At 55.5% G+C, this 17,047-nt stretch carries 14 protein-coding genes and 1 tRNA gene; 4 read left to right on the top strand and 11 right to left on the bottom strand.

Going from position 1 to position 17,047, the window contains the following annotated elements; translation table 11 throughout:
* Window positions 1–207 precede the first annotated feature (207 nt).
* Genes BLU89_RS12005 through BLU89_RS11975 form a run of 7 tightly spaced genes read right to left on the bottom strand, consistent with a single transcriptional unit; the run spans window position 208 to window position 9,484 of the window.
* A complete protein-coding gene (locus BLU89_RS12005) occupies window positions 208–1,629 on the bottom strand; it encodes an AMP-binding protein (RefSeq protein WP_074737072.1) in 1,422 nt (473 codons plus the stop codon).
* Window positions 1,622–2,467 (bottom strand): hypothetical protein, encoded by an 846-nt coding sequence (locus BLU89_RS12000; RefSeq protein ID WP_074737071.1) that lies wholly within the window; start codon window positions 2,465–2,467, stop codon window positions 1,622–1,624. The genes BLU89_RS12005 and BLU89_RS12000 overlap by 8 nt, the downstream gene beginning before the upstream one ends.
* Window positions 2,464–3,795 (bottom strand): hypothetical protein, encoded by a 1,332-nt coding sequence (locus BLU89_RS11995; protein WP_074737070.1) that lies wholly within the window; start codon window positions 3,793–3,795, stop codon window positions 2,464–2,466. The genes BLU89_RS12000 and BLU89_RS11995 overlap by 4 nt, the downstream gene beginning before the upstream one ends.
* On the bottom strand, window positions 3,792–4,892 hold the full coding sequence (locus BLU89_RS11990; RefSeq protein ID WP_074737069.1) for a BtaA family protein: 1,101 nt from the start codon (window positions 4,890–4,892) through the stop codon (window positions 3,792–3,794). Before BLU89_RS11990 ends, BLU89_RS11995 begins: the two co-directional genes overlap by 4 nt.
* Window positions 4,885–7,341, bottom strand: a complete 2,457-nt coding sequence (locus tag BLU89_RS11985) for a PEP/pyruvate-binding domain-containing protein (protein ID WP_074737068.1) — start codon at window positions 7,339–7,341, stop codon at window positions 4,885–4,887. The genes BLU89_RS11990 and BLU89_RS11985 overlap by 8 nt, the downstream gene beginning before the upstream one ends.
* Window positions 7,338–8,249, bottom strand: a complete 912-nt coding sequence (locus BLU89_RS11980; RefSeq protein WP_074737067.1) for a UbiA family prenyltransferase — start codon at window positions 8,247–8,249, stop codon at window positions 7,338–7,340. The genes BLU89_RS11985 and BLU89_RS11980 overlap by 4 nt, the downstream gene beginning before the upstream one ends.
* Entirely contained in the window at window positions 8,246–9,484 is a 1,239-nt protein-coding gene (locus BLU89_RS11975; protein WP_074737066.1) for a hydroxymethylglutaryl-CoA reductase, read from the bottom strand. Before BLU89_RS11975 ends, BLU89_RS11980 begins: the two co-directional genes overlap by 4 nt.
* 1,001 nt (window positions 9,485–10,485) lie before the next feature.
* Between BLU89_RS11975 and BLU89_RS11970 the strand changes: the two genes are divergently transcribed.
* Window positions 10,486–12,384, top strand: coding sequence for an ArnT family glycosyltransferase (locus tag BLU89_RS11970; RefSeq protein WP_074737065.1), 1,899 nt, complete (start codon window positions 10,486–10,488; stop codon window positions 12,382–12,384).
* A gap of 54 nt (window positions 12,385–12,438) precedes the next feature.
* Here BLU89_RS11970 and BLU89_RS21565 read toward each other — a convergent pair whose 3' ends face one another.
* The 3 genes from BLU89_RS21565 to BLU89_RS11955 all read right to left on the bottom strand — a co-directional run bounded on the left by BLU89_RS21565 (window position 12,439) and on the right by BLU89_RS11955 (window position 13,255).
* A complete protein-coding gene (locus BLU89_RS21565) occupies window positions 12,439–12,654 on the bottom strand; it encodes a recombinase family protein (RefSeq protein ID WP_176797700.1) in 216 nt (71 codons plus the stop codon).
* A gap of 63 nt (window positions 12,655–12,717) precedes the next feature.
* Window positions 12,718–12,793, bottom strand: a tRNA-Ala gene (locus BLU89_RS11960).
* A 138-nt stretch (window positions 12,794–12,931) separates the two neighbouring features.
* The gene (locus BLU89_RS11955; protein ID WP_074737064.1) at window positions 12,932–13,255 is read right to left on the bottom strand and encodes a TIGR02300 family protein; all 324 of its coding nucleotides are present in this window, start codon (window positions 13,253–13,255) and stop codon (window positions 12,932–12,934) included.
* A gap of 100 nt (window positions 13,256–13,355) precedes the next feature.
* Between BLU89_RS11955 and BLU89_RS11950 the strand changes: the two genes are divergently transcribed.
* The 3 genes from BLU89_RS11950 to BLU89_RS11940 all read left to right on the top strand — a co-directional run bounded on the left by BLU89_RS11950 (window position 13,356) and on the right by BLU89_RS11940 (window position 15,969).
* Complete coding sequence (locus BLU89_RS11950; protein ID WP_074737127.1) at window positions 13,356–14,048, top strand: M48 family metallopeptidase; 693 nt, start codon at window positions 13,356–13,358, stop codon at window positions 14,046–14,048.
* Between the two features lie 30 nt (window positions 14,049–14,078).
* Window positions 14,079–14,726: a GntR family transcriptional regulator gene (locus tag BLU89_RS11945; protein ID WP_074737063.1), complete on the top strand. Its 648-nt coding sequence runs from the start codon at window positions 14,079–14,081 to the stop codon at window positions 14,724–14,726.
* Window positions 14,727–14,838: 112 nt separating this feature from the next.
* Complete coding sequence (locus BLU89_RS11940; protein WP_074737062.1) at window positions 14,839–15,969, top strand: lytic murein transglycosylase; 1,131 nt, start codon at window positions 14,839–14,841, stop codon at window positions 15,967–15,969.
* 4 nt (window positions 15,970–15,973) lie between these two features.
* Here BLU89_RS11940 and BLU89_RS11935 read toward each other — a convergent pair whose 3' ends face one another.
* Window positions 15,974–16,936, bottom strand: coding sequence for an acetyl-CoA carboxylase carboxyltransferase subunit alpha (locus BLU89_RS11935; RefSeq protein WP_074737061.1), 963 nt, complete (start codon window positions 16,934–16,936; stop codon window positions 15,974–15,976).
* Between the last annotated feature and the right edge of the window lie 111 nt (window positions 16,937–17,047).

Raw genomic sequence — 17,047 nt, 5'->3', positions numbered from 1 at the left:
GCGTGGGTTTCTTCATATTACGGATGCCACACGCATTGAGTTATGCAGCGTACTGGGGCTCAAACCGCCAAATTAGGTCGGCACCCACCAAGTTCCAATGTCGAAAATTTTTGCAGTCATCAGTTTGTATGAAATGGTTTCAATCGCGCGGATCAAGGTTGTTGAAAATTGCTGTGAAGAAGCGAAGTCTTAATTATTCTCATTGCATTAGGTCCCTATGATACTTTCAAGTTTCGCGCGATCGACTTTGGAGGCATGACGCTTGTCCATGGGGATTCTCTCAATTGAAATCACATTGGGAACACCAAAACCAAGCGCAGATTTCTTCCAATCCTCGAAGTGATCCAGGGATCCTTGAACGCACAGTGCGGGGCCTGCCGTAGAATTGATTAGAGCACACCGATCAATACCCGGCCATTGCTGTGCCGCGGCCTCGATGGCAAAGGGGAAGAGCAGGCCTTTATCGACCTCTATTTCGGACCCGATCCGTCCCCACAACCACAATCGGCCGTCATCATCCAGCGCACCAGCATCACCTGTTCGGTGCCATATGATGCGGCCTTCTGTGATTTTGTTTTCTTTTGAATGGGCCGGGTCGAGATATCCGTCATTCACATGCGCGCCGGCGACCTGAATCTCATTGTCGCGAATACGGAGAGCGACATTAGGCACCGGGTATCCTACGAGAAGACCCTTTCCAGCAGCCATCTGGAAGTGATCCTCTTGCGAGATGTCCTTGGTATCGAGATGAGCAATCGGTTCAGCTTCGGTTGATCCGTAGACGCAAACGACCGAAAGCCCGTGCTGGGTTCGCAATGTCTCAACAAGGTTCGGAAACACCGGACCACCGCCCGTGAATACCGTATGCAATTGTGCGGTGTCACCGGATTGGGCGAGTTTTTCACAAATCGATGGTGGGATGAGGGCGCGGGTGATCTGCTGTGTCCTAATCCAATCTTCCAACTGCGCAGGCGCGAGGTGACCCAACTGGCTGAGCCTCCAGTTTGGCAACACACTTGTGCGCCCAGATGCCAGATTGATCAGAGTGAATACTGGAAATGCCACCAGATCGCGCTCTGCCTCGTCACCTTCTAAGAGCGGCGCGATTGCATCGTGCTGCGCCATGAGAAACGCGTGAGAGCGTGGAATGGCTTTTGGCAGCCCGGTTGTTCCGGACGTGAAAGAGATGAGCGCAATATCGTCCTGCCGAACATCGTGGACTGGTGGATCGCGGCGGCTTCTACATGGCCTCAGCAGAGGCAAGGCCCAAAGGTCCGGAACCAAAATTTTCAGCAATGCAAATGCACCCGCAGCGCAGAACGCCTTTGGCTTTGTGGTCCGGACGGCGTGACGCAGACCGGCCAAACCCATTGCCGGTTCCGGAAGGACAACGGTTGCTCCTAGGGTCCACAGGGCCGCCAAGCTTGCATAGAGGTCCGCATTGACAGGCATGGCCAGCAGCACGCGATCTCCGGGCCTGATACCCTTCGCCGCCCATCGACCGGCTAATTGTTGAACGCGCGATTGCAGATCCCGAAAGCTGATCTGACGGCCTTTGCCATCTACAATGGCGGTTCTGTCCGGAAATCGCTTCACCGCATCAGAAAAATGGGTAAGCAGGTCAGCCATTCAGCTTCTGCCCAAGCAGAGTATAGCGCCTGAAAATCGTCGCGCCTTCTGCAGCACTACGATCGGCAGAGGTATTGTCATCATGGATCAGAGCATGGATGGCGTTTTCGAAGCCCATTCCGAATGCTGTTTTGTGAAACTTGTGGGCCAGGTGTCGCCCGGCGCCCGGCTCGAGACTTGCGTAGGTTTTAAGGATTGCGGATGTGGGATTGGGGCCTTCGGCGTAGTTGGGGATGCCGAATAAAAACCCGGCCAGCGTTCCGTCGTGGCGACGCGCGAAAAGGATCAGTTCGCGCTTCAACATTGGCACAATGGGAAGGTACATAGCCATAAAATCCGCTTCGGAGATCGGCTTGTAGAACGCATTGTTAGAAAAGGCGCGGGTTGAAAGGGCAAAGACCTGACGGAACAGGGCTTCGGGGTCGCTTCCGTCCCACGCTTCCAGAACATAACCATCGGTTTCAGGTGGTGCCGATGCGGTGGCTGCCTGCAGCGCGACGCGGGCCGAGAAATATCGGCTGATTTCTGCAAACCCTGCAGCTCGGAATACATCGGGTTCATGAGGTTTGTTGGTGGGTTCCATCATGAACGGATCGGACCCGTCGCTGTCTGAGACAAACCGGTAGCTGTGCCAGGTATCGCCTGACATGGGCCCAATGATGCGGTCGATACCCGCGCTTCTGACTTTCTCCATACCTTTTTGCAGGATCTCGGCACCGGCCTCGGAAGATTTGCAGGAAAAATTACCGAAGGTTGCGGCGGGGATGCCGTCCCAGTTTGGGCCGTTCAGAAATACGGTCAGTTTTGCATCAGCCGTTCTGAATGTTTCTGTGATCATGAAACAACTCCGGCAAAGAATCCGTCACCCATCGACGCAGCTACTGTCCACGCGTAGTAGGTCAATGGCGGAATGAGGGCCAATAGCGTCAGTTTCAGTACCCGGTCTTTATCAAACCATTGCGGTCGGATCAGCGGTACTGCGGCAGTGCAGAGCAGTGAGATGAGGGCCAGAACTGTCAGTGGCTCGGCCCAGTTCGATTGTTCAGAATTCTGGGGCACGACCCAAGTTCGAATGACAAACAGGACAGTCGCCGCAAGCGGTACCGCAACAGGAATGGCACGTAGCGCCACAGCAATAAGCCCCATAGCCAACCCCATCGCACTGAGACCAAAAAAGGAAATTGCATCCCATCCTGTTGCATTTCCCGCCGCTAGCCAACCGAATCCCAAAAGCCCCAAAGCAGCTACGATATCCAGATCGGAGTACTTACTGTCACAAGGAGAAACGGTACGCGCCCACCCGTGTGCGGCAAGAACCAAAATCGGCAATAACGTGTTCTGAAGTTTGGCGGCCGCCAGCAGCAAAAAAACCGCGACAACATATACACGGGTCGTATGTTTGGTCAGGCCCAGCTTGGTCCCCACTACGCCAAAACTGGCAAGGGCGGCAAAGAACATGGCGGCCAACAGGGCAAGCTCTGCCAATGAGCTGTGATAGTGACTTTTCAGAAAAATTAACAAGCCAAGCGGCAGGAACAGATTGTCAAACCCTCGCCAACTTTGAGCCTCGACCAGTGTGCCAAAGGCCGCGACCATGAGACTCAGCATCATGATGTTAGATGGCGGGAGTTTCGACAAGAATAAGAAGCAGATTATCGCAACCAATAGGGTTACGACAAAAAACACTACTGACCCTTCTAAGCTCTTGTCGCCATCTTCGACCACGTAGCGTTTAGTTCCATACGTGGTCCCAGCCAGCGCAGCGGCTGCATCGGCCAGCGTCAGAACAGCGATTGGCAGTATGTAGAACAACGTGTTCTCTCTGGCCAGCAGGAAGCAAAGCCCAACTGACAAGGCGAGCAGAAATTCACCATAGGATGTGCGTTCGACCCCGTGCAGCGCGGCGCCAAGACCCGATGAGAAACGCGGCAGGCGCAAGACCAGCATCACAAGCATCGTAGCCGCAATCAGCATGTAGACTGGCCATCGATCGGGAAAGAGCCATGGCAGCAACAACGCAAAAAGACCCGTATTGACATGCATCAGCTTCCGCTGCATTTCGGCCGCCAATCCCGCAGACTTGGCCAGATGGCGGATGATTGTCATCACTCCAAGCAGAGCCAGAACCGACGCTGCCGCCAGCAATATCTGCAAAGAAACTGTCAAGATACTACCTCTTCGACGATGAAGTCCGAGTAGAAGAATGCCATATCGCAGGCTTTTTGCCGGGTTTCGATTTCGGTCAGGGTTTTCACATTGTCACGGTACTCTGGCGGAACGCGCCTGGGCGCCATCATGTTCCAATAAACCAGCCGGGCGTCAGGCTCTGCGGCGGTCAGGATTGCACCATAGACCTGGTTGAAGGTTTCAGGGGACATGTACTCGAAGATGTCGGACAGGTTGAACCCGCGGGCTTTCTCGCCTGTCGAAACAAAAGCCTCCAGCGAACCAAGGCGGATATCCAGTCGATCCAGGCGGGATCGGATTGTCTCAAAGTGTTCGGCGCGCCATGCCAAGGGCAATGCTTCGCCGTGGTTGCCCTTCAAAATCCAGTGCAGATAAGGGTTTTGCGATGGGTCAGTCGAAACCCCCGCATGATGGATGCGTTGGGCGACATGTTGGGCTGGGCTCCCATCGACATGATCAAAAAACGCGCTGTCCCGGCCCATGCGCCCCATGACGAAACGAGAGAAGAAAATGTTTAACAAAAGCCGCCATCGGACTGTGTTGAAGCGCGTGTCAAAAAAGGTTTGTCGCGCTTCTGCGGCGCGGGGAGTGAATACTTCGTCTATAGTTTGGCGCGAATGCACCAGCGGTAGCAACCAGGTCCGAAAGATACGAAAATAGCGTTCGAACTTGCCGACACCCCCGATGCCGTACTTTTCAACGTCTGGTGACAGAGCCTGCCAGAACCTCTGTGTTTCGGTATCTGTGGCATCTGTAACCCGGGCTAACAACGCACCCCGCCGGTTGCTTGGGCGGGAGCCGGTGAGTTCTATGAACTCAGAGTGGGACAGCACTTTGTAGGCCGCGATCCTGAGTTTGAGGCAGGCAATCTGGGCCGGCGACAGATCCAGCACCACGACTCGCGCGGGATCGAGTGTCAGCATCGCCAGCGCGTTGTCGCCCGCCGAGCAGATGGATACCAATGTTTGATCCGCACAATTGCCCAAGGCCGACGTCAGTACATCTGCATCCTCCCACAACTGGGCGTATCGGATATGGTCGAAATCCGCTTTTTTCTCGATTTCGCTGCTACGCATCGCACCGTTCCACTGTGCCGCTTGCTCCGTCGACAGACAGCATCTCTCCGTCTTCGATCCATTGTGTAGCCCCTTTGAGGCCGACAACGCAGGGAATACCCAGTTCGCGTGCGACAATGGCCGAGTGAGACAACAGCGATCCCCGCTCGACAACAATCGCTGACGCGTTTGAGAATACAGCGATCCAACCCGGGTCTGTGTGGCGCGCCACAAGGATATCGCCGGGACTCAGCGCTTCGCTGCGCGGGTTGCGGATCACACGCGCCCGCGCCGTAACATGTCCTGCGGAACAACCCGTACCCTGCTTTGCCCGCGTTTTATCTGCCTCAAGACCGGTGTTCTCTGACCAGAGAGTCGCGATGGCGGGGCCGCGAATTTCGATGCGCTCCGGTGGGTCGAGGCGTCTGGACGAGGCCTCATCTTCCTGCTTGCGTCGTACAACAATGCCTTTCAAATCAGGCGACAGGTTATAGCCTTCGACCGCTCCAAGGACTTCGTGCGTGGTCAGGAAAAACACATCCCTTTGGGTTTCAAGAAAACCGCGCGCAGCAAATTCCCGACCGATCCCCAAGAGCACGCGCCGCGCGTAACCAAAGATGCGTGTGCGTTCAAAACGCAGGTTTTCGCGGTCTCGCACACGCGCTTTGGTCCAACCCAAGATCCACTTTGCCAAATAGCGCTTGATCAGGTTCGCCGGAATCAGAGCTTGCCAATCCGGTTCCACGCCTAACTGGCGTCTGCCCGGAGGACGCTCGGCACTGGCAGCAATGGCGAGTAACAGGCTGGTCGGGTCGTCACTCAGCGGAATGCTTTCCAGCTTGAGCTCTTCCGTGCAGCGGTCACCGAACTTCTCAAGGTATGCCTCGACCTCGGTTTCAATCTGCGGGTGGCCAGACAAAGTGTGCAAGTGCGGTTTCGCTCTCAACGACTCGGTAAGACCGGCCTGCTGGACAAGCACGCCCATTCTCGTGATGCGTTGCGCGGGTTCGGCTGAAACGATGTCGCCTTGTCCGATCATCAGGTCATTGTGCAATGCCAACCCATCCTCGCCCAGCCACTTTTGCAGCAGGTTCCGCGAGCCGCCAAAAGCAACCATGCACAGAAAATCATTGATCAACGGCGCATCCCAACGATCCAGCAAAGTGCTTTCGATGCGGCGATATTCGGCGGCCAGTTCGGTTGCGTTCGAGGTGTTGACGTCCAGCCCCGCCTGCAACACGCCGTTCAACCTGTGGTAAAAATCGCGCCGGGTTTGCGGCAGACGGATGGCCTGCCAGGTCAGGCCGCCCGCGACCTTGACCAGTTTCGTGTATTCCACAAACTTCCGCCAACCGATCGAGGGGGGCGGGGCGAGGGCGTCCGTGACCTCGCGCGGCATCGGTTCGGATACTCCCATCATCGTTTCCATGTAATCACGATTCAGCGAGAAGCCCGGCAACATAGCCAGAGCGCGGTACCAATTGATCAGATTGTAGTAAACACGCCCGTCCACCCGGCCGAGCAAGTTGTCGAAAATGGTAGGATTCTGGACGACGGTACGTTGAGAAACACCCAACAACCTGACAAATGCGCGGTAGACTTGGGAATACACATGCAGGGCAAAGGAATAGGTCAGAGGGCTGACGACACCCGGATAGCTTTCGATGACGTTCGAGTTGTCGAAAATGGTGAGTGTCTTGTCATCAAGGGCGGCCGGGCGCAGGGGCGTTGTGATTGGTCGAGCCTGCAGAATATGAAGCCCCTGCGCATCTATTGCCCATTCGATGTCTTGAGGTGATCCGAACAGCGCCTCGGCTTTGTACGCCAGAGTTGCGATGGATTGAGCTTCACTCGCAGTCAAATGTAGCGGTGTATCTGGTGCGCTTTCGGGGGCGCCATCTGCGCTGATGATCCAGTCCTCTCCATCCGTTTCACCTGAAACAAGTTGTTCTGCCAGTCCGTCAATCGCCGAGATCACGGCCACATTCCGCCGACCGCTGACTGGATCGGCGGAGAAGGCAACGCCCGCAGATTTCGGATCAATCATGAGTTGCACGATGATCGCAGGGGCCTCGACTTCGCCACCGGATCTGACCGCACGGTAGGTTTCGACCGTGTCCGAGAATCCAGATTGCCAGACTTGCTTGGCCGCAGCCAGCACAGAGTCGGCGGAGACACCAAGGACGGTTGCATATTGGCCCGCATGGCTGTGTTCCACGCCGTCCTCAGAGCGGCCGGAACTACGAACCGCGTAAGGCCCCGGCCCGAGTGTTTCAAGCGCGGCGGTCACAGCCGATCGCAGACCTTTTTGGGCAACGGGGCCGGAACGGCCCATGCGAAACGCGTCATTGGTGATGACAAAAAATGCAGGAGGGGCAAAACCATGCCGGGAAAGATAAGACAGGGCTGCTGCTTTGCCTCCGACCACAGAAACATCTTCAGCTTCCGTTTGGGTGACGATGAAAGTCATGCGCTGGCTCCCGTCAGGAACGGTAGGAAACCAGCAGTGGCGTAGCAGAAGAACACCCAAAGCCCTGCAATAGTGTCCATCCTTGTTTGGGCTTTTTCCGTCGGTGATTGAATGTATCGGTATGCGGCAAGTCCACAGGGGCTTAAGGCCAATGCTCCGATCACGGCGCTTTGCCAGCCAACTCCGGTTGCGGTGCCCGTGCCGACAAGTAGCGCGTAGGAAAGCAGAACGCAGCCGATCCAGACCCGCCCCGCCTGACGCGGGCCCCATAGGGCTGAATAAGTGTCGACTCCGACGATTTCGTTTTCGGGGGCCCATAGTTTACGTCCAATCTCAAGGACGCAACCGTTCACGAAAGAAAGTGCCAGAAACAGCCATAGAGAGGATGCAGCCCCTGCCGCAGGCAGCCATTCAATGCCGGTCAGCAATAAATCAATCAAGGGCATGATCGCCATATGACTCAGCAAATATAGAATTGGCCGCGCCTTCAGCCATTTGGGTGCACCGAATTCAACTGTCATTGCCGCAAGCCAGATCCAGACCACCCCCAACAACCACAAGACCGACGGGTTCCAGAACCAGGCGGCGGCTATGGCCAGAGGAATTGTAATCAAGCCGAGGCGTAGGACTTCTTTCTCAGATACCAGGCCTCGGGGGATTGGTCTGTCTGGTCGATAACGCCGGTCGTCCTCGGCGTCCTTGAACTCGTCGCAGACCCGCATTTGGAAGAACAGCGCCATAGCCAGCGCAAATCCTGCGGTAAATGCGGGCCACTCCGGCAATGGGCGGCCCGCCAGGCGCGCGGACACACAGATGCTGGCGGCGGAAAATACAAGCAGCAAGGGGACGGTCTTTTTCAGCGGAAATCGCTCGGATTGATAAACCCAAAATCGGTTCTGAAAACTCATCTCTGACGCGCCAGACTTTCGTGGGCGCGGGTGAAGTGCCCCGCTGCGATCGCTGCGACGATCGAGATCTCACCACAAAGGCATGTGGCCGCAGCAACCTCGGCCAAAGCTGTGCCGCACCCGTTACCCCGGAGGCCCAAAAGGTTCAGCGCTGCCGCCTGACTTGGCAATCCTGTGCCGCCGCCGACCGAGCCGACCAGGATATTCGGAAGTGTCACCGAGCAGAAAAGATCGCCATTCCTTGGTTCCATCCGCGTGACCCCCATCGCACTTTCGGCGACACAGGCCGCATCCTGACCTGTGGCGATGTAGAACGCTGCCAACCCGTTGGCATAATGGGCTTGCGCTCCAAATTGGCCTGAAAGATGTGCCCCTAGATTGGCGACGCGCCCATAGGCCAGCATCGCCTCAACCGTTGTGCCCAGTGTCTTTTCGACAATATCGGCTGGAAGTGTAACCGAGGCACTGACCTTGCGCCCACGCCCGGTCACCAGCCCCAAAGCCGATGCTTTTTTGTCACCAGAGAAATTGCCCTCAATATACCAGTTCTCAATCGTTACGGGGCAGCGCTCGGTGATCGCATGACACAAAGCGTCAGTGGCGATGGTCACCATGTTCTGGCCCGCCGCATCGCCTGTGGTATAGCGGCAAATCAGGAATACGACGTTGGTGTCAATGAATGGCTCCAATGAAATAAGCTTGCCATGACGTGTGGTTGCTTCCGCTGCAGATTTGAGAATGTCGACATTTGTTACTACCCAATCCACGAACTGCCCGGCCTTCAAAAGGCTTTCGAACACAAACGCCGGAGTCCGCAGTACGCCTTCGTAAAGAACAGCAGTGCTGATACCGCCTGACCGAGTGGCGACGTAAGCACCCCGGGCGTAGGAGGCGACCAGTGCCGCTTCGGTCGTTGCAAGGGGAACATGAAAATCCCCGTTTGCATTCATCCCGTTCAAGCGTAAGGGGCCAATAACACCGACAGGCAGCTTAACGGTCCCAATGAAGTTCTCGATATTGGCGCTGTAGGATTCGGCAGCTTCGATGGTTGCCGAATCTGCAATCTGCGCTTGATCCTCGTCGCTCGCGGTGGGCTTTAATTTGTCCCAGAAACGCGCCACCATCTCTTTGGTGGGCCTGCGGGACGGGCGCAATGTTGAAAATTCGGCATCATTCGGCGCCATCTGCTGCGGTATCTGATCGGCGTCAAATCGTGCCTTTATGCGTTGAAGCATTTCCCGAACGTGAAACGGAATTACCAAAAGCGTGCTCCAATAGATTTCCTGCACAGTTGTGTTGCAACTAAAAACCGCTGCGTTTGCAGGCTATCAGTCGATATACTGATATCCAGCCAAATATGCTTCTATCAAGTGTTTGGTCCGAAAAGGGTCTCGCATTTGCCGCATAATCTGAATCGATGGTTCTGCATCTCAATTATCATGGAACATCGTAATCAGCCGGATTGCTGTGCCCATTTTTCTAAGAGAGCCAAAATGACCAAGCAGCTATGCTTTGTTGCATTGGGTCGGATGCACTGCGCCAGAGTTTTGCAACCTGCCCGATGACACTGTTTAAGATTGTTAGGCCGAGCGCGACGTCTTTTTTTCATACGCGATAGATATTTCGCGAGTATCCCACAGGCGCCGGTGGTTGATATTGTACATGGTGGAGTTTTTCTGAACACATGGACAAGATTTGGCCAAGCGCAAAGTTTGGGGGAGTAATTCGTGATCCGAAACCCTGAATTTTACCCCGGCAAAACCGTTTCGAGCAAAGTTAGAATAGCTTCGGACGGTTCTGCCTTAGATTTGCATCGACAGGCCTAGACTTCGGCAGTTTCACGTTTCTGAAATTACAAAATGGAATTGAATGGATATGCCACCGATCCCGAGCGGCTGGTGCGAGTATAAATCTGTAGTCGTTTTTAAATGGCTTCGTCAGTTACCTCTTTGTTCCATAATCTGCAACAAAACCTCAAGTGTGGCCTCATTGCAGCCGTAATCCGCTCTTATTCCAACGGCAGGTGAGAGCAAGAAGATTAGCCCCATGAAACTTGTAATTCAGATTCCGTGCTACAATGAAGAAGAAACCTTGTGATCGGTGCCACACCGATCGCGTTCGGCCTCGTTACTTTCATGGCCGGTCTACGTGCAGACCTGATCACGGCGAACCGAATATTGTCAGCTGTCATTCGCAGCCTCCAGTTGAAGGTCGAGCTTGAGCGGAGCAAACAGCTTTGAAAAATACGCTCGGTTGGCCAAGCTTAAGTCTCCTTTTTGGCATCAGTCTGCTTCTGATCTTGCTAGGTGTGTTCGCGTCTGATGGCTTCTTCATTTTAGACGAGTTCATTTACTTTGCCGGTGTCCAGTCGTTTAGTGATTCAGGCGGATTCTCTGTTTCTAACGGATTTGAACAATTCGGGTCCGAGGACTTGCGGTTGTGGTTGTTGGTCGAAGGCCCATCGGGTCTTGTGCCCCAATATCCAATAGGTACGACGCTTGCTGGCGCTGCACTGCTTGGTTTATTTGGGCAGAAGTCTCTAATCGCACTAAATGTTTTGGCTGGGATTGGTACACTATGTTTTACCTATGCGCTGGCCCGTCGGATGTTTCCCGGAAGATTTGTAGGTGATCTTGCCGTTCTGCTAATGACGTTTTGCACATTTTGGATTGAGTACGTGGTCGGGCATTGGCCGCATTCGGTTAGTATGCTGACGGTCACCGCGGCGATCTATTTTTTTGTCTCGGCTTTGGATCGGGAAAACGGCGAAGCCGTACTGGCAATGGCCGCGGCTTTCTTGATTGGATTTGGCGTATTGTTTCGTTTGGAAGGCGTTCTCGTTCTTCCCGGCATCGCAGCATTGACCGTCATTTATGCCAGATCCCCAGTGAAGGTCCTTGTATCCGGTATGATCGGACTGATGCCCTTTGCAGTCGTGATTGCTTGGTCAAACTTTGTCCGCTTTGGCAGCCTGAATCCCCTTTCCTATGGTTCGACAGGCGGAGGCACAGACCTAGTAAGTTACTTGCCTTTGGGTGCTTTCTTGGGTTTGGCGCTTCTGGCACTCGTGACGCTTCGTGCCAAGGGTAGTGTGCAATCCTGGTCGGCCTGGTCGATTAGTGCCTGTGTAATTGTCACAGTCAGTGTGATCCTGTTGCCCCAGTTATCGGCGATGGTCCTCAAGGTTTCCGAGGGTGTTCGTTCCTTGTTGATAGATGCCACGCGGCTGTCTGATCCACGTAGCGGCGTTCAATCCAATCCGGATGGAACGCTGTCATTTTGGGGTCTACCCAAGAAAGCGTTAGGTCAAAGCCTCCCGTGGTTGGGGTGCCTTGCACTGTTGGTAGGTTTACAATGGAATCGAGAGCGGCGTAGTTTCGTGATTTCTCTAACGATCTGCCTAATCTGGGCTTTACCATTTTTGGTCCGCAGTTGGCATGGTGGCCTCGGCTTGAATATGCGGTACTTTTTGCCGCTTCTTCCGCTATTGGCAGGCATGTCTGCCTTTCTCATCACTCTTTGGATCGACCGGTTTGGTCACCTTTTACTTGTTGCTGGCGTGGTCATGGGGCTGGTTATTGCGGTTTTGTGGCAGGTGAATTTAACCGTCAGCACTGCAGAGTTTCATCAGATAACAACGACGCGCGTGGTGATCTTTGTAGTGCTCGTTTCACTTGTTTCCGGATTTATTCCCAAACGCTCCACTTCCGGTTTGGCCCTTGCCGCTGTCGGATTCGGTATGGGTGTGGCGACAGTGCTTGCGTTACAGGATTTGGCATTTTCTCAGAGCCGTCGCGCGAATATGGCATCTGCGTCTGAAACCTCGAAATCCATTGAAGGCAGCGTCGTGCTTTATGGTGCACCAGAAGCTCATTCCTACGCGTTGAGGAACCCTAAGCATCTATTGGCCTTACCCAACCCAATTTCCGAAAGTGTTGATTTTTCTTTCGTAGCTGCAGCTTGCAAAGATGGTTACCGGGTATTGTTTCCATCCGAATACTTGGTATCAAACTTAGACCTAAATGTTTTCGCCGAGGTTATTGAAAGTCCAACGAACAGTGGCCGCGCCGTTTATGCGGAAGCAAATTGCACTTTAATAAATCAAGCCGGGTCTGATGAAATACCCGATTCATGAACTTAGGTTTGTCAGGTCTCGGCAGCGGATCTCGCCTTTTTCGCGGGGATTGTCTCAGCCGGCGGCATTCCAGTTAGCTGGGAGCTCAAGCACGATCTCGCGCTCAAACTCGGCAACGCCGCCCAACAGGTTTAGCATCAGCTTGCCTTGATCCGCGGAAGTGTCGAGACTTAGGCCCAAGATACTCAGGTCTGCACCAACAACGTCGATGGGCCGGCGGAAGTAATATATGCCATGTCTGGACAGTGAGAGATACGCATGCAGCTTCATTTTGTGTCACACCTGTGTGTCACACCGCTCTAATGCTTGCTATCTAGTTGTATTGTTAGGTTTTGGTGGAGCCTAGGGGAGTCGAACCCCTGACCTCTTGCATGCCATGCAAGCGCTCTCCCAACTGAGCTAAGGCCCCATGCAGGTACCGCCACGGCGGTGGACGGACGTTTAAGAGACACCGCCGTTGAGTGCAAGTCTAAAAACGCAATCGACGAAAAAGTTCGCACCGTCCCTGCGGGCTAGGGCGAGGCGGAACAGGCCGCCCCGAAACCCATCAGTTTTCGTCTTCTGACGACATGTCCTTGATATCGTCCAAAGGTACGTTGTCGCTGTCGTCTTCGTCGTCTAAAATATCGTCTTCCAGCTCGACATCGACGTTGTCGTCATCGTCCAACACGATTTCTTCTTCCGACGAAGCCTCGCGTGCTTTGACCGAGGCAGCATCTTCAGCATCTGCCGCGATCATCCGGCTTTTGCCGGTTTCCATTTCTACGATCTCGCCGGTGTAGGGGCTGACGATCGGGTCCTTGTTCAGGTCATAAAAGCGTTTGCCAGTGGTCGGGCAAACACGCTTTACGCCCCATTCTTCCTTGGGCATATCAAATCCCCTTGATATCAGGTGAATCTCATCAATGATTCAGGTCACCTGCCACATGCGGCAGGCACTGTCAAAGCCTTTGCGCAAAGGAGATCGGCCCATGGGGCGACACGCATTGCCTGGAACGCCTCTGGTACCGCTGACATTGCGCAAATCTGCGCAGGCAAGACGGATCAGTTTGCGAATTTCCCAATTGGATGGGCGGGTTACGCTAACCTACCCAACCGGCATCGCCGAGGCTGAAGCATTGGATTTTGCACATCAGAAAGAGGATTGGATTCGCGGTCATCTTCAAGATCGGCCAGAGCCTGAAACGGTTGGGATCGGGCAATCCATATCAATCGAGGGGAAAGCGCGGCGAATCGTTCCCACCTCAGGTCGGCGTGTACTGCTGAGCGATAGCGAGATCGGTGTTCCGACCGGTGCAGAGGCGCGAAGGCTCGCCCGGTTCCTCAAAGAACTTGCCCGCGATCGGTTGACCGGCGCGTGTGATGATTATGCCGCGATGTTGGATCGTCCATATAGTAGCATTACGCTGCGCGATACCCGTTCGCGCTGGGGATCCTGCAGTTCTGCTGGTGCGCTGATGTTTTCATGGCGATTGATCCTCGCACCGTCAGAGGTCTTGCACTATGTGGCCGCTCATGAGGTCGCGCATCTGGTCGAAATGAATCATTCGCCGGCATTTTGGGCTCAGGTTCAGCGAATATTTGGCCCCTATGAAGTGCCCCGCCGTTGGTTGCGCGACAATGGGGCCGAGCTTCACCGCTATCGCTTCGATTCTGCCGCTTGACGTCATGAGAATTTGTGATCACATAAACCTATGTTGACCACACGCCCCGCCGAGTCCCACATTGCCACCCATGATCGAGTGTATCGATCACTCAGATCTCGGATCATGCATGGTGAGATGGCTCCGGGGCAGGCTTTGACTCTGCGTGGTATCGGCAAGGAATTCGGCGTGTCGATGACCCCTGCGCGCGAAGCGGTACGGCGGTTGGCGGCCGAAGGTGCGCTGTCTTTGTCCACTTCGGGCCGCGTGTCGACGCCTGAACTGACCCGCGATCGAATTGAGGAGCTGGCAGCGCTGCGCGCGCTGCTCGAGGTTGAACTGGCCAGCCGCGCCCTGCCGCGTGCGCATATGGCACTGATTGACCGGTTGCAAAGCATCAACATGACCGTGGCCGAGATGGTCACGAAACGTGATGCGGTTGGCTATATCCGTTCAAATCTGGAATTCCACCGCACACTGTACCTGCGCGCGCAGGCGCCGGCGATGCTTGCAATGGCTGAAACCGTCTGGCTGCAACTGGGTCCTACGATGCGCGCACTTTATGGCCGCTTACGGCGGACCGAGCCGCCGCATTATCACCGCCTGATCATTGCCGCACTCAAGGCCGGGGATGAGCCGGGGCTACGGCTTGCCGTGCGCTCGGACGTGACGCAAGGGCTTCGCCTGCTGGTGACCTGAGCGGCTTGTTGCCCATCGCTCTGACATGTTGGTTTCGGGTGCCACTCTGCTGGCCTGAGCGACTTGGCTGCGTTATCCTAAGAACAAATCACAACAAGAGCAGATTTCAGCTATGATCAAACGACGAGCATTTTCCATCGGGCTTGGGGCAACCCTATTGGCGGCCTGTTCCACAGGCAGCGCACCCACCCGTGCCCCGGCTTCGCGGATGCGTGCGGTTCCAAACGCCGGATGGGATGCATGGGTTGCCAGTTTCAAAGGTCGGGCAGCGTCGCAGGGCATCTCTCAGACCACGCTCAACCGCGCCTTTCAGGGGGCGGGGTATTTGCCCGACGTGATCGAGCGCGACCGTAATCAGGTCGAATTTAAGCGCTCGCTTGAGGATTATCTGGCCATTGCCGCCTCGGACGAGCGGATCAGCACCGGCAAACAGATGCTTGTGCGGCACGCAGGCACCCTGTCGCAGATTGAGGCCAAATACGGGGTCGACAAGGAAATCGTCGTCGCCGTCTGGGGGCTGGAAAGCCGCTATGGCGCGCGGCGCGGCGATGTGCCGGTGATCTCGGCGACCTCAACGCTGGCTTACGATGGGCGACGCGGCGCGTTCTTTGAAAAGCAATTGGTGGCGGCGCTGAAGATCATTCAAGAGGGCGATACAACCCCTGCCAATATGACCGGTAGCTGGGCCGGGGCCATGGGCCATACGCAATTTATTCCAACGTCTTATCTAGCCTATGCGGTTGATTTCACCGGTGACGGTCGGCGCGATATCTGGTCTGAGGACCCGGCGGATTCTCTGGCCTCAACGGCCGCCTACCTGTCGCGTGCGGGTTGGGTGCGCGGGCAGCCTTGGGGGGGCGAGGCTGGCACGGTCTCGGGCACTCCGGTGGCTGTGTTGCAACCACAGACGCCCGGACCGCGCATCGCAGTGTTCCGCAATTTTCAGGTGATCAAGCGCTATAACAACTCGGACAGTTACGCGATTGGTGTCGGCCACCTTGCTGACCGGATTGCCGGTGGTTCGCCGTTCCAGGCATCGTTCGGGCCGGATGCAACCGGATTGACGCTTGAGGATCGCAAAGAACTGCAGCGCCGCCTGACTTCCGCGGGCTATGACACGCAAGGCGCAGATGGGGTGATTGGCAAAAACACTGAAGCCGCGATCAGTGCCTATCAGCGCGCGAATGGGCTGTCCGTGACTGGCCAGCCTTCGGTGGCGTTGTTACAGCGGTTGGGTGGCTGACAGGCTAAGCTGCCAACCCTTTTGAGCCGATATCCAGGAACTTCTGACGGCGGTCCTTGATCAGGGCCGCCGCATCTTTCCCGTCAAGTTCTTCCAGCATCGAAGCAATTGCAGATCGCACGGCCTCAACCGTTGCCGGGCGGTCACGATGCGCCCCGCCATTGGGTTCTGGAATGATGTGGTCACAGATACCAAGCTTATGCAGATCCTGAGCCGTCAAACGCAGAGCTTCGGCGGCTTCGCGCATCTTCTCCGAATCTTTCCATAGGATTGAGGCGCAACCTTCGGGCGAAATCACTGAGTATACCGAATGTTCCAGCATTGCGACGCGATTGGCCGTCGCAAATGCGACCGCACCGCCTGAACCACCTTCACCGATGATCACTGAGACCAGAGGTACTCCGATCTTCAGGCACATCTCGGTCGAGCGTGCGATGGCCTCGGACTGGCCACGCTCTTCGGCGCCTTTGCCGGGATAGGCGCCGGCGGTGTCGATCAGAGTGATCACAGGCAGGCCAAAGCGCCCGGCCATTTCCATCAGGCGCACGGCCTTGCGATAGCCCTCGGGGCGAGCCATGCCGAAATTCCGCTCGATCCGCGATTTGGTGTCGCTGCCTTTTTCATGACCAATCACCATGACAGGCTGGTCGTTGAACCGCGCAAGACCGCCAATCACCGCCAGATCGTCGGCAAAGTTCCGATCACCTGCCAGAGGTGTGAATTCCGTAAACAGTTCATCCACATAATCATTGCAATGCGGACGCTCAGGGTGACGCGCGACCTGGCACTTTCGCCACGGCGTGAGGTCCCCATAAAGCTCGTCCAGCAGCTTGGCAGCCTTGACGTCCAGCGCGGCGGCTTCTTCTGCCACGTCCATCTCTTCATTGGCACGGGCCAGCGCCCGCAGCTCTTCAGCTTTGCCTTCGATCTCGGCCAGCGGTTTTTCGAAATCTAGATACTGGGTCATGACGCCTCTCAACGCGGATGTTCCCTGCTATATGACCTGTGGTCGCCCCGGATGCAACTCAGCAAGATTTGTGGTTTCACAATATGCGACGACAGGTGGGCGAAGAATTCG

This window comes from Ruegeria halocynthiae (assembly GCF_900106805.1).
GTDB classification, from domain to species: domain Bacteria; phylum Pseudomonadota; class Alphaproteobacteria; order Rhodobacterales; family Rhodobacteraceae; genus Ruegeria; species Ruegeria halocynthiae.
This window is presented reverse-complemented; position numbering and strand designations above follow the sequence as displayed.